13 protein-coding genes are annotated in these 12,870 nt (G+C 68.9%); 11 read left to right on the forward strand and 2 right to left on the reverse strand.

Going from position 1 to position 12,870, the window contains the following annotated elements:
* Nucleotides 1–13: 13 nt before the first annotated feature.
* From VFZ09_RS01110 to VFZ09_RS01155, 10 genes are all read left to right on the forward strand, one after another.
* Nucleotides 14–1,159 (forward strand): acyl-CoA dehydrogenase family protein, encoded by a 1,146-nt coding sequence (locus VFZ09_RS01110; RefSeq protein WP_329725561.1) that lies wholly within the window; start codon nucleotides 14–16, stop codon nucleotides 1,157–1,159.
* Nucleotides 1,160–1,286: 127 nt separating this feature from the next.
* Entirely contained in the window at nucleotides 1,287–2,111 is an 825-nt protein-coding gene (gene rnc / locus VFZ09_RS01115; RefSeq protein ID WP_329725562.1) for a ribonuclease III, read from the forward strand.
* 77 nt (nucleotides 2,112–2,188) lie between these two features.
* On the forward strand, nucleotides 2,189–2,746 hold the full coding sequence (locus VFZ09_RS01120; RefSeq protein WP_329725563.1) for a peptidylprolyl isomerase: 558 nt from the start codon (nucleotides 2,189–2,191) through the stop codon (nucleotides 2,744–2,746).
* Nucleotides 2,747–2,890: 144 nt separating this feature from the next.
* The gene (era, locus tag VFZ09_RS01125; protein ID WP_329725564.1) at nucleotides 2,891–3,838 is read left to right on the forward strand and encodes a GTPase Era; all 948 of its coding nucleotides are present in this window, start codon (nucleotides 2,891–2,893) and stop codon (nucleotides 3,836–3,838) included.
* Between the two features lie 11 nt (nucleotides 3,839–3,849).
* Nucleotides 3,850–5,310 carry a ribosome biogenesis GTPase Der gene (gene der, locus VFZ09_RS01130; protein ID WP_329725565.1) on the forward strand — a complete coding sequence of 487 codons (1,461 nt, stop codon included), beginning with the start codon at nucleotides 3,850–3,852 and terminating at the stop codon, nucleotides 5,308–5,310.
* An 80-nt stretch (nucleotides 5,311–5,390) separates the two neighbouring features.
* Nucleotides 5,391–6,194: a tetratricopeptide repeat protein gene (locus VFZ09_RS01135; protein WP_329725566.1), complete on the forward strand. Its 804-nt coding sequence runs from the start codon at nucleotides 5,391–5,393 to the stop codon at nucleotides 6,192–6,194.
* A 10-nt stretch (nucleotides 6,195–6,204) separates the two neighbouring features.
* Nucleotides 6,205–7,365, forward strand: coding sequence for a PQQ-binding-like beta-propeller repeat protein (locus tag VFZ09_RS01140; protein WP_329725567.1), 1,161 nt, complete (start codon nucleotides 6,205–6,207; stop codon nucleotides 7,363–7,365).
* Nucleotides 7,362–7,793, forward strand: a complete 432-nt coding sequence (locus VFZ09_RS01145) for a (deoxy)nucleoside triphosphate pyrophosphohydrolase (RefSeq protein WP_329725568.1) — start codon at nucleotides 7,362–7,364, stop codon at nucleotides 7,791–7,793. Before VFZ09_RS01140 ends, VFZ09_RS01145 begins: the two co-directional genes overlap by 4 nt.
* The gene (locus VFZ09_RS01150) at nucleotides 7,793–8,677 is read left to right on the forward strand and encodes a ribonuclease H-like domain-containing protein (RefSeq protein WP_329725616.1); all 885 of its coding nucleotides are present in this window, start codon (nucleotides 7,793–7,795) and stop codon (nucleotides 8,675–8,677) included. Before VFZ09_RS01145 ends, VFZ09_RS01150 begins: the two co-directional genes overlap by 1 nt.
* Nucleotides 8,678–8,818: 141 nt before the next feature.
* A complete protein-coding gene (locus VFZ09_RS01155; RefSeq protein WP_329725569.1) occupies nucleotides 8,819–9,922 on the forward strand; it encodes a serine/threonine-protein kinase in 1,104 nt (367 codons plus the stop codon).
* 1 nt (nucleotide 9,923) lies between these two features.
* On the opposite strand, the gene VFZ09_RS01160 is transcribed toward VFZ09_RS01155, so the two are convergent.
* Nucleotides 9,924–10,469, reverse strand: coding sequence for a hypothetical protein (locus VFZ09_RS01160; RefSeq protein ID WP_329725570.1), 546 nt, complete (start codon nucleotides 10,467–10,469; stop codon nucleotides 9,924–9,926).
* Nucleotides 10,470–11,955: 1,486 nt separating this feature from the next.
* Between VFZ09_RS01160 and VFZ09_RS01165 the strand changes: the two genes are divergently transcribed.
* Nucleotides 11,956–12,333 carry a hypothetical protein gene (locus tag VFZ09_RS01165; protein ID WP_329725571.1) on the forward strand — a complete coding sequence of 126 codons (378 nt, stop codon included), beginning with the start codon at nucleotides 11,956–11,958 and terminating at the stop codon, nucleotides 12,331–12,333.
* A 154-nt stretch (nucleotides 12,334–12,487) separates the two neighbouring features.
* On the opposite strand, the gene VFZ09_RS01170 is transcribed toward VFZ09_RS01165, so the two are convergent.
* Nucleotides 12,488–12,859 (reverse strand): hypothetical protein, encoded by a 372-nt coding sequence (locus VFZ09_RS01170; protein ID WP_329725572.1) that lies wholly within the window; start codon nucleotides 12,857–12,859, stop codon nucleotides 12,488–12,490.
* Between the last annotated feature and the right edge of the window lie 11 nt (nucleotides 12,860–12,870).

Consider the following 12,870-nt stretch of genomic DNA (forward strand, 5'->3'; position numbering starts at 1 on the left):
TATACATCCCCCCATGGACTTCGAACTTCCCGAAAGCCATCGAGCCCTCCAGTCCTCCCTCCGTGACTTCTGCGAGCGCAGGGTGAAGCCCTACGCCCGCGAGTGGGACAAGGAGGAGAAGTTCCCGATGGAGGTGGTGAAGGAGCTGGGTGAGCTGGGCGTGATGGGCATGCTGGTGTCCGAGGAGTACGGCGGCGCCGCCATGGACTCGCTCGCGGTGGCGGTGGCGGTCGAGGAGATCGCCCGCTACGACGGCTCGCTGGCCCTCACCGTGGCATCCCACAACGGGCTGGGCACCAGCCACCTGCGCGTGTTCGGCAACAAGGAGCAGCTGCGCAAGTACCTGCCGAAGCTGGCCACGGGCGAGCACCTGGGCGCCTGGGGCCTGACGGAGCCGGGCAGCGGCTCGGACGCGGCGGGCATGAAGACCACGGCGGTGCGCAAGGGTGACAAGTGGGTGCTCAACGGCACCAAGATGTTCATCACCCAGGGCACGGTGGGCAGCGTCTTCGTGGTGCTGGCCGTCACGTCGCCGGAGAAGAAGCAGAAGGGCGTCACCGCCTTCATCCTGGAGAAGGGGATGCCGGGCTTCAGCCAGCGGTCCATCCACGGCAAGCTGGGCATGCGCTCCTCGGACACGGCGGAGCTGGTGCTGGAGAACGTGGAGGTTGCGGACTCGCAGCGGCTGGGCGAGGTGGACCACGGCTTCATCGACACGATGAAGATCCTGGACAAGGGCCGCATCACCATCGGCGCGCTGGCGGTGGGCCTGGCCCGGGGCGCGCTGGAGGAGTCGGTGCGGTACGCCCGGGAGCGCACGGCGTTCGGCCAGCCCATCTCCGAGTTCCAGGGGCTGCGCTGGATGTTCGCGGACATGAAGACGGAGACGGACGCGGCGCGGCTGCTGGTGTACCGGGCGGCGCACCTGGCCGACGCGGGCCAGCCGTACAGCCAGGAGGCCTCCATGGCCAAGCTGTTCGCCTCCGAGGTGGCCACGCGGGCCTGCAACAAGGCGGTGCAGATCCACGGCGGCTACGGCTACACCCGGGAGTTCCCCGTCGAGCGCTACCTGCGCGACGCCAAGCTGTGCGAGATCGGCGAGGGGACGAGCGAGATCCAGCGCACCATCATCGCGCGCGAGGTCTTCAAGAAGGCGTAGGACACGGCCGTGCGGCTGGATACCGGGGCGGGGGAGGGCCTGGAGGCTCCCCTGCCGTGGGTGCTGCTCGAAGCGGTGGGGAGACCCTACCGTTTCGCAGCGGAAGGATTCGAACTGGGAAGAGGCCGTGGCGACCCTGCAACCCGCTGAGCGAGTGAAGGCCCTGGAGGCGCGGCTGGGGACGACGTTTCCCCGTCCCGAGCTGGGGCTCACCGCGCTGACGCACAAGAGTTGGATCAACGAGCACCGGGGCGAGGGCCACCAGGACAACGAGCGGCTGGAGTTCCTCGGGGACGCGGTGCTCAACCTGGCGGTGGGCCACCGGCTGATGGAGCGTTTCCCCCAGATGAAGGAGGGGGAGCTCACGCCGTTGCGGGCCCGCATCGTCAACGAGGAGGGCTTGTCGCGCATCGCTCGGCGGCTGGGGCTGGGCGAGCTGCTGCAGCTGGGCCGGGGCGAGGAGCTGAGTGGCGGCCGGGAGAAGAGCTCGCTGCTGGCCAACGCGCTGGAGGCGGTGTTCGCCGCCGTGTACCTGGGCTCGGGGCTGGAGCCGGTGATGGGGCTGGTGGACCGGCACTTCGCCGAGGCGCTGGAGGGTGTGGCGCAGGCGCTCAGCCGGCAGGACTACAAGACGAAGCTGCAGGAGGCGGCGCAGGACAGGCTCAAGCTGACGCCCCGCTATCAGATCGTCTCCGAGGTGGGCCCCGACCACGAGAAGATCTTCGAGGTGGAGGTGATGCTGGGCTCGGACGTGTACGCACGCGCCACGGGCCGCAGCAAGAAGGACGCCGAGCAGACGGCGGCCCACGGGGCCCTGGTGCTGCTGGACCGGGGCGAGAAGCCGGGGCAGGTGGCCGCGGCGCCTCCGGGGACACCGAATCCCGGAGTTCCGGGGGCAGCCGAGCAGGCGCCGGTGGCCGTTCCGGGTCCGAAGGACGACACCCCGGCCTGAAACTGCTTGGCCGCCTGGGGGGTGGAGCATAAGGTCCCGCGCCCATCCGCTAGTGGGATTCAATCTGGGAGGCAGCCATGGGAATGATGGACGAGGCGCGCGCGGGCAATGATCTCTATGCCACCTTCGACACCACCGAGGGTCAGATTGTCGTGAAGCTCTTCGCGAAGGACGCGCCGGAGACGGTGCAGAACTTCGTGGGGCTGGCGACGGGCGAGAAGGAGTGGGTGCACCCGGGGACGCGCGAGCGCATGACGGGCAAGCCGCTCTATGACGGGACGATCTTCCACCGCTGCATCGGCAACTTCATGATCCAGGGCGGGGATCCGCTCGGCCAGGGCATCGGCGGGCCGGGGTACAAGTTCAAGGACGAGTTCCAGAGCGGCCGCCGGTTCGACAAGAAGGGCCTGCTGGCCATGGCCAACGCCGGTCCGAACACGAACGGCAGCCAGTTCTTCATCACCGTGGTACCCACGCCGCACCTCAACAACCGGCACACCATCTTCGGCGAGGTCGTGAAGGGCCAGGACGTGGCCGACCGCATCGCCAACGAGATCCCCAAGGGCGCCGGCGACCGGCCGAGGAAGGACGTGGTCATCAGCAAGCTGACCATCAGCACCTCCGCGCCGGCCTAGGCGTCCCGAGCCGCCCTGGAGGCGGTTGCCCGCCGGGTTGCCGCATTTCACGGCGGGTCCGATGTTCCATGTCGTTCCGAGCAGTTCTTGGGGAACCCCCTCCAGAGGGGGCGCCCTGATCACCTTCGACCTTCGAAGCTTTAGATGGCTCCTCAGCAGACACACCGCAGCGGGTTCGCCGCGCTCATTGGCCGTCCGAACGTGGGCAAGAGCACGCTGCTCAATCAACTGACAGGCGAGAAGCTCGCCATCGTCTCTCCCAAGCCGCAGACCACCCGGAACCGGATTCTGGGCGTGGTGACGCGGCCGGAGGGGCAGGTGGCCTTCCTCGACACGCCCGGCATCCACCAGGCCAAGGGCGAGCTCAACCGCTACATGGTGGACGTGGCGCTGCAGGCGGTGGACGACGTGGACCTGGTCCTCTTCGTCGTCGAGCCCGGCGGCATCGCGGAGAAACCCGAGGTGAGCCCGGGCAACCGGTTCATCCTCGAGCGGCTGCAGAAGGCGGGCAAGCCCACCTTCCTGGTCATCAACAAGATCGACACCGTGCTCAAGCCGGTGCTGCTGCCGCTCATCGATCTGTACCGAAAGGAGTTCCCCTTCGCCGAGGTGGTGCCCATCTCCGCGAAGGATGACGACGGTGTGGAACAGCTCTTCCAGGCGGTGCTCCAGCACATGCCCGAGGGCGATCCACTCTTCCCCGAGGATGTGCTGACGGACCAGGCGGAGAAGACGCTGGTGGCCGAGTACATCCGCGAGCAGGTGCTGCGTCACTGCCGGCAGGAGATTCCGTACTCCACGGCGGTGCTGGTGGACTTCTTCGACGAGTCCGAGCGCGAGCCACCGCCAGGAACGCCCCCGGGCAAGCTCGCGGGCCTCATCCGGATTGCCGCCTCCATCTACGTGGAGCGTGACAGCCAGAAGGCCATCATCATCGGGAAGCAGGGGCAGATGCTGAAGACGATCGGGACGGACGCGCGCAAGGCCATCCAGCGGTTGCTGGGGGCGCACGTGTACCTCTCGCTACGGGTCCGGGTGGAGGCTCGCTGGAGCGAGCGTCCCGAGGGCCTCAAGAAGCTGGGTTACGAGTAGGAAGTACGCGCATGAAGCCTCTGGTCGCCATCGTGGGCCGTCCCAACGTGGGCAAGTCCACGCTCTTCAATCGCCTCGCCAGGCGCCGTATCGCCCTGGTGGAGGACCAACCCGGAGTCACCCGCGACCGGCATTACTGGGACGTGGACTATGACGGCCGGGACATCACCATCATCGACACGGGCGGTTTCGTGCCCGGGGAGAAGGACTCCCTGCTGCAGCAGGTGCGCGAGCAGGCGCAGCTGGCGGTGGAGGAGTGTGATGCCATCATCTTCGTGACGGACGCCCGGGTCGGTCTGACCTCGGCGGACCAGGACGTTGCCCACTACCTGCGCCAGAGTGGCAAGCCGGTGGTGGTGGCCGCCAACAAGCTGGACAGCGAGTCGGGCAGTCTGCAGGCCCTCGCCGGCGAGTTCTTCAGGCTCGGACTGGGCGAGGTGTTCCCCATCTCGGCCGAGCACGGCCTGGGGGTGGGCACGATGATGGAGACGGTGATGGGCAAGCTGCCCCCGCTGTCTCCCGAGGAGCTCGCGGCCCGCGAGCAGGCCGCCAAGGCCGAGGAAGCCGCGGAGGCGGGGGAGGGTGGCGAGGAGGGCGAGGAGACCGCGCCCGCCGAGGAGGAGGACCGTCCCATCCGGGTGGCCATCATCGGCCGGCCGAACGTGGGCAAGAGCACCCTGGTCAACGCGCTGCTGAAGGAGAAGCGGGTGGTGGCCAGCGAGGTGCCGGGCACCACGCGGGATCCGATCGACTCGGAGCTGACGTACAAGGACCGCAAGGTCATCCTCACGGACACGGCGGGCATCCGGCGCAAGAAGACGATCGCCCACCGGGTGGAGAAGTTCTCCGTGGTGGCGGCGCTGAAGTCCATGGAGCGCAGCGACGTGGCGGTGCTGTTGATGGACGCCACGGAGCCGGCGGTGGATCAGGACGCCAAGCTGGCCGGCATCGCCGAGGAGAAGGGCCGCGCGCTGGTCATCGTGGTGAACAAGTGGGATCTGATCAGCACGGACAAGCGCAAGCAGGAGCTGTTCCGCGAGGACCTCAAGCACGCGCTGAAGTTCGTGCACTATGCGCCCATCGTGTTCACCTCGGCGCTGACGGGCTCCAAGGTGGAGAAGGTGCTGGAGCTGGCGGTGGAGCTGGCCGTGCAGTTCCGGTACCGGGCGCCCACGCCGCAGCTCAACCGGCTGCTGGAGCACATGGCGGACAACCACCCGGCGCCCATCGTGGGCCGGGGTCCGCTCCGGTTGTACTACATGGCCCAGGTAGGTACGGCTCCTCCCACTTTCGCCATCACCTGCAACCGGCCGGACGGTGTACCGGACATGTACAAGCGGTACATCACCAACCAGCTGCGCGGGACGTTCGACCTGCGGGTGCCCATCCGGCTGCTGTTCCGGGATCGCCCGGGCCAGGCCAAGCGCGCGGCACGCAAACGGCCCAAGCTGGCCGGGAAGTCCAAGCATTAAAGGGATGTCCGCGTTGACACTGTGGGTGCGCGCTCCGTAGATTGCGCGCCCTTCGACCCTGTACAGAGGTGCGAACCATCGTGGCCGAGAAGTCCGAGAAGATGACGAAGCAGGAGCTGAGTGCTCCCGATGCCTTCCAGCTGTACGGCGCCGAGGCCAGTGACTGGCTGATGAAGCGCAGTCAGATCATCAGCACCATCGCGGTCGTTGTCGTGGTGGGCGGATTGATCGCCGCGCTGGTGCAGTACTTCCACAACCGGAGCGAGGAGGCGGCGGCCAAGCAGCTCGGCCAGACGCTCGAATCGCTGGAGCGTCCGGTGGTGGAGGGCGTGGCCCTTCAGCCGGCGCCGGGCGAGCTGCCCCCCTTCAAGTCCGAGCAGGAGCGGAACGAGACGACCGTGACGGAGCTCACGAAGTTCCGGGCGGATCACAAGGGCACGGAGGCCGCGCTGACGGCGGCGCTGCCGCTGGGCAAGGCCCAGTACAAGCTGGGCAAGTATGACGACGCCGTGGCCACCTTCGGTGAGTTCACGAAGGACGCCCCGAAGAGCTCTCCGCTGCTGACCGCGGCCTACGAGGGCCAGGGCTACGCCTACGAGGCCAAGAGCCAGCTGGACCAGGCGCTCGCGTCGTTCAAGCAGATGTCGACGGCGGAGGCCTCCGGCGAGTTCATGCAGGGCATGGGGCAGTACCACCAGGCCCGCATCCTGGCTGCGCAGGGCAAGAAGGACGAGGCGGCGCAGCTGCTGGCGGACCTGAAGGCCTCGCAGGGCAACGCGGCCGCCGGGCGGCTGGCCACGGAGCGGCTGGCGGTGCTGGCGGCGCAGGGCGTGAAGGTGCCCGAGCCGACGCCCGCGGCCACCCAGAAGCCGGACGCGGGGTGAGCGCCTGACCATGCGCACCGCGAGCGGGTGGAAGCGTTGGGTGGGAGGGCTCGCGGCGGCGGGTCTGCTGGGCGCCTGCACCACGGTCCCGGTGTACGGCAACCCGGTCACCGCCGGGCCGGTGCAGCCTCCCCACCACTTCTTCACGGTGGACTGGTGGAGGCAGCTCGTCAGCCCCATGCTGCTCGAGTACGCCCCTCGCGAGCACGCGCAGCCGGCGTATGACGCGAAGAACGAGCGCGTCCTCACGCTCACCCGGGACGGCCTGGTCCGGAGCTTCGACCCCGAGGGGACGGAGCTGTGGCGGTACACGGTGGGCAACCGCTTCTACGCCGGTGCGACGGTGGACGACGGCATCGCCTACGTGCCGGGCACCGACGGCGTGCTGCACGCGCTGGACGCCAAGACGGGCGCGATCAAGTGGAAGTACACGGCGGGCGAGGCGCTGGCGACGGCGCCGGTGCTCGCGGGCGAGCTGGTGCTGGTGGCCTCGCAGAGCGACACCCTGTTCGCGGTGAAGCGGGCCACGGGCGAGCTGGCGTGGCTGTACCGGAGGGATCCTCCCGCGGGCTTCACCATCCACCGGGCGTCCACGCCGGCGGTGCGCGGACAGGCGGCCTGGGTGGGCTTCTCCGACGGCACGCTGGTGTCGCTGGACCTGGAGGACGGCGGCGTCCGCTGGGAGAAGACGCTGGCGCCGGCCGGGGTCACGCAGTTCGTGGACGTGGACACCTCGCCGGTGCTGGACGAGTCGGGCCATGTCTACGCGGCCTCGTACGCCGGTGGCCTCTACGCGCTCGACGCCGAGACGGGCGACGTGGTGTGGAACTCGGTGGCCCAGGGCCTCACCTCGCTGCTGCTGCACGGCAACGTGCTGGTGGCCACTGGGGATGACCGCCTGGATGCCTACCTGGCCGACAGCGGAAAGCTCCTCTGGTCGCAAACCCTGGAGGAAAGGGCCGGGCTGGAGCCGGTGTTGGTCAAGGGGATGCTCCTGGTGCCAGCACAGCGCTCGTTGCTCTTCGTGGACCCGCGCACGGGCCAGTCGCGCCTGGCGTGGAACCCGGGAGAGGGAATCTCGGCTCCGCCCCGGGTGGTGGGTGGCAAGGTGTACGTGCTGTCCAACAACGGCTACCTGTACTCCCTCCGGTTGGATGGGAGGAGCGGTTGACGCAGGCGGCCGTGAAGCGGACGGTCCGGGTGGTGGCCGCCCTGATTCACCGGCCCGGGGATGGGTCGCGGTTCCTGGTGCAGCAGCGGCTGCCGGGTGGGAGCCGGGGGCTCCTCTGGGAGTTTCCGGGCGGCAAGGTGGAGCCCGGGGAGTCCGAGCCGGAGGCGCTGGCTCGGGAGTGCCGGGAGGAGCTGGATGTGCGGCTCCACGTGGGGAGGCGGCTATGGGCGGGGAGACACGAGTATTCGGACCTGACGGTGGAGCTGGCGCTGTACGTGGCCCGGCTGGAGTCGGGGGAGCCGAAGACGCTGGGAGCCCACGCGCTGGCCTGGTTGACGCCGGCGGAGATGCTGGCGCTGCCGTTCTGCGAGGCGGACATTCCGCCCCTGGAGGACCTGGTGGCGGGCAGATGGGGTCCGCTGGGCTGATGCTGCGGCGCACGTTCCAGCTCATTCCGGGGGTGGGTCCCTGGAAGGAGAAGGACCTGTGGGCCCGGGGCATCCAGACCTGGGACGACTTTCCGGAGAACGGCTCGGTGCTCGGCCAGAAGCTGGACGAGGGTGCCCGCCGGCGGCTGGCGCTGGCACGCGAGGCCCTGGAGCGGCGGGATCTGAAGGCCCTGGCCGCCATGGTGCCACCGCGGGAGCACTGGCGGCTGTACCCCGAGTTCGCGCGCGACGCGGTCTACTTCGACATCGAGACGGACGGAAAGCAGGAGCAGGAGCCCACGGTGGTGGCCCTGTTCGATGACGGGGGCCTGCGCGTCTTCATCCAGGGCCGCAACATGGATGAGCTCCCGGAGGCCATGGCGGAGCGGCGGCTGTGGGTGACGTTCAACGGCTCGTGCTTCGACGTGCCGGTGCTGCGCGAGTACTTCGGCAAGCGCTTCCCGACGCCGGATGCGCACATTGATTTGCGCTTCGTGTGCCGGCGGCTGGGGATGAGCGGCGGGCTGAAGGAGCTCGAGGACAAGCTGGGGCTGGGGCGGCCACCGCACATGAAGGGCGTGAACGGGTGGGACGCGGTGCTGCTGTGGCGCGCGTACCTGGCGCGCGGGGACGTGGAGGCCCTGCGCTTCCTGGTGGAGTACAACCTCTACGACTCGTTCCAGCTCCGGTCCCTGATGGACAAGGCGTACAACCGGGCCCTGGACGACCTGAACCTGGACGCCGAGCCGCGGGTGCCGGTGTTCGAGCGGGGCGAGGTCCTTTACGACGTGAGCCGGCTCATCATGGAGCTGGGGCCCACGGAGCGGGACTTGAGGGTGCTCGAGCGGGTGCGTGCCCAGGATCGGGATCTGCACCAGGATTGACGTTCCTTCGGACCCGAGGGCAGAAGTCGGGCGGCCGTGTCAGTCGGGTCTGGTAGGGTGGCTGACGCTGGAGGTTCGGCGTCTGGGCCCTACCTCCGGCATTTCACTGGCGCGGCGTTGGCGTCGCGAAGGAGAGCCCGAGTGTCCATCGATAGGCCCGAGTCCTCGAACCACCCCCGGCTGCTTTTCTCCGTGGATGGGACCCGTTACGAGCTCGTCCGCAGGCTGGGACGGCGCAGCAATGGTGAGCTGCTGCTCGCCCGGCGCCGCTACGCGAAGGGGCCCGCCGGCTCCGTGATCATCAAGCGGTTGTCGCGCCCGGTCAGTGAGACGCAGAAGCATCGGTTGAAGGAAGAGGTGCAGCTGGCGTACCGGCTGGACCATCCGGGCATCGCCAAGGTGTACCAGCTGGTGCTGCATGGGGGCCTGCCGTACGTGGTGATGGAGTACGTGGAGGGCCGCTCGCTGGAGACGGTGTTGAGCGTCACGGCCATGCGGCAGCGGCCCATGTCCGAGGCCTTCGTGTGCCACGTGATCTCCGAGGTCGCGGACGCGCTCCACCATGCCCATACGCGGACGGACGAGCACGGACGGCCCCTGGGAATCGTCCACCGGGACGTCAACCCGGAGAACATCCGGGTGGGCAGCAGCGGCGAGGTGAAGCTGGTGGACTTCGGCGTGGCGTACTCGTTGCTGCCCGGGCGTGAGGCCACCACGGCCAACGTGCTGCGCGGGGACATCGCCTATGCGTCCCCCGAGCGCATGCGGCTGGAGAAGGTGGATCACCGCGCGGATCTGTTCTCGCTGGGGCTGGTGATGCTGGAGCTGCTCACGGGCAAGCACCTGTTCGATCTGGAAGACGTGGAACAGGCGGCCCAGGCGTCCGGGCCGGAGTCCGCCACGCTGACCGAGGCGCATTGCGAGGAGCCCAGCTGGGTGCCCATCGCGCAGATGGCTGCACGCATCCAGCGGTTCGGCCCGGAGGACGTGGAGCGGGCCGCCCAGCGGGTTTCAGAGCCCCTGCGGGCCGTGGTGCACCGGGCGTTGCGGCGCGAGCCGGCCGAGCGCTACCAGTCCGGCCTGGAGCTGCGGGATGCGCTCCGGGAGTTCCTCGTGGTCCACGGGCGCTCGTACGGACGGCCCGAGGCGGCCCGGGAGGTGCTCGTGGCCGTGAAGGAGGCGGAGCTGCTGCGCGAGTCCGCGGACGTCCTGGAGCCGGAGGTGTTCCCGGGCAACGAGCACTGAATCAACGCCGGCGTTGTTTCTTGGAGGGCGGCGGCTGCGGCTTTTCCTTTTCGCCGGAGACCTGGAAGGGAATCCGCATGTCGGGGACCTCGCGGCCCTGGGAGTCCGTCATCGACGTGCCGGTCTGCGCGTCGATGACCAGGGTGTACTTGTGGCCGCTCTTGAGGGGCGTGGGCAGGGAGATCCGGTACAGCAGTCCGCTGGGGGATTCCTCGGCGGAGTCGTCCGAGACCATGGCACGCTCGGCCTCGTCGAACAGGCGGACGCGGTAGTTGCGGAGCACCAGGGTGCTGCGCAGCTCGAGCGCCGACGTGGGATCGATGAGCGGACGGCCTTCTTCTTCGCCCACGAGGGGAATGGCCTCCAGGCCGGCATCCGGGTGCGTGTACTGGAGCGAGAACGACGCGAGGCCCGGGCCCGCGTCGACGGCCGTTTCGGCTCCAGCGGCGGGAACACCCGCGTCACCGGCAGGGGCGGAGGGCTTGGGGCATCCGGCCACGGCGAGCGCGGCCGCGCAGACAGCGAAGCTCAAACGGAGGAGTCGCATAGGGCGCGCAGACCCTATGTCCCAACGGCCCGGACCGAGAAGCGCGAAAGCCAGGCTCCAGGGGGCTGGAGAGCAGGCCCGTGGACGGCCGGCTCCACCCCGTTTCCCTCTGACATTGGGTCTGATAATCTCGAATTAGGTTGACTACTGATAGATCGCTTGTCAGATGAGGCGTATTCAAGCCGCCATCATGAGCGTCCGTGTTACCACCATGGACAACCAGTCGCATTGAGCGACACCGCGCGCTGAGGCCATTTCCTCAGCTCGCACAACGCGCCCTAGAAGGGGCGGCGTGCACACTTTCCGGGTTCCAGGTGCCGACCAAGTACGTCCCTGCGTCGCCAAATGCACGAACCCACCAGGATGCTCACGTCGCCAACGTGAGACAGGGCACCGGGTCGAGTGCTTCTACACTCCCCGGTGCCCGCCGCAGTTCTCTGCGGCGGACGGGGAAAGCCTGCTTCCAGTCGCGGCGAAATTCAAGCGCGAAACGTGACGTTGTGTCGGTCCGGTGTACTTCGTAGGTCATGGTCTTTCGCTACAACGCGCCTGGCCGCTGCTGGGACTGCCACTGGTACGCGTGGCGGAAGTGCCGCGTGTGCGAGCGCTGGGTGTGCCGGAAGCACCGTCACGGCGCAGGGAACTGGTTTCGCTGCGAGCGCTGCCCCTACAGCGAAATGGCGGCCATCCTGCGGGCCCACCACCAGCAGCTTCGCGCGGAGTACCAGGCGGAGCTGTCTCGCCGGGCCCGGCGCGCACGTCTTCGACGGGGAGGCGTGGAACTCCCCCTGGTCATTGGGGCTGCACACGTCGTCTGAGTGACAGTCCGCGCGGTAGACTGTCGACATGCCCTGCGACAAGGCCCCGCCCAGACACCTGAAGTTTCGGCCTGCGGTCCACCCAGCCCACAAGGCGGAGCCGTTCAAGGTGGCCCCGCCTCGAGCGCCGCGGCGAGCTCGCCGATCTCCAGGCCTTGGATGGGCGACGACGCTGGGAATGGTGCTCCTGGTGCTGGCACCGGCGGCATTGTCCCCTGTGGTTCAAGCGGCCCACGAGGGGCAGGTGAGCGCGGCCCAGGAAGCATGGCCCACGGACGTTCACTCGGAGCCAACGCCGGCGCGACCTGGTGCCGGGGGACCGAAGCCGGTCGCGAACCAGAAGCGGGCGCCGTGCACCGCCGGCCTCGAGCTGGAGTACTCCGGGGCCTGCTGGCTGTCGCTCGAGCAGAAGCCACCCAACTGCCCACCCCAGACGGCGGCCCACGACGGGAAGTGCTTGCTCCCAGTGGCGACCCCGCGCCCGGTTCCGAGCTCGGTTGAGGGTGAGAGCACGAGTTCGCCGTAGGCGACTCAGTCAGGTCCTGGAGCTCCGGCCCGGGCGAGGTCCTCCTCGAACTGCAATTCGACTCCGGGAGTACGGCCCCCCGTGTCGGCTTGCAGGCCCGCGCTGCTACGCTGCGCGCCGCATCCCAGCCCAGGAGTCCCCCATGTTGAAGCACATTGCTCTTGCTGCTCTGCTGTCTCTCGCGACCGCCTGCACCGCCGACCCGGAGGCGGGCGACAAGTGCACGCCCGAGGGCGGCATCACCTGCGACACCACAACCTCGGCGCTATTCTGCGAGGGAGGTGTGTTCCGCGCCGTGCCCTGCCGAGGTGGAGCCGGATGTGTCGCGGGACAGGATCGCGGCGTCTGCGACCTCACCAAGGCACAGGCCGGCGACGCCTGCCCGGCCTCTGCAGCGAATTCGGGTCAGTGCGACGCTGCGAACCCGAACCAGCTGCTGAAGTGCACCGGCGGGACGTGGACGGCACAGGCCTGCAAGAGCTGCTCGACGCAGGCCGGCGGGATCTACTGCGTTCCGTAGCCCGCAACGCGACGGGGCGGGGGAGTTGCAGCACCAGGCCGCCGCTCACCACCCGCCCCGTCGTTTCCGCTTCACCACTCGCCGCGCAGCGCAATCCTCAGGCCCCAACCGAAGATGGCCAGGAGGAGCGCTCCGGCGAGCACGTCATCCAGCGTCACGCAGTCGCCCCACCGTGCCACCCGCGAGACTCGCCCGGCCACCGCTCGCTCGCCGGCAGCCACGTCCACGAGCGCTCCACGCCGCGCCAGGTGCTCGGGGAAGGGGCCACCTGGGCCCGCTGCTGGCCCGGGGGCGGGGGCAGCTCGAGCACCGGAGGCAGGGTGGGGGAGGGGGCCGTGCCGCCGTCGTCACCGGGGGGCGGCACCTCCGTCTCCGGGTACGCGCGGAAGCCGCCGGCCTCGCAGACGTTCGCCACCTTCTCGGCCCCCTTCTGCAGCTGCCCGTCCGGCAGGACGTTGGCGAGCGTGCCGGCGAGGCCGCAGAGGCCGGCGATGATGGCGATGATGATGCTCTTCTGGCTCTTCATGGTGCACCTCC

Source organism: Archangium sp., assembly GCF_036277355.1.
GTDB lineage: Bacteria > Myxococcota > Myxococcia > Myxococcales > Myxococcaceae > Archangium.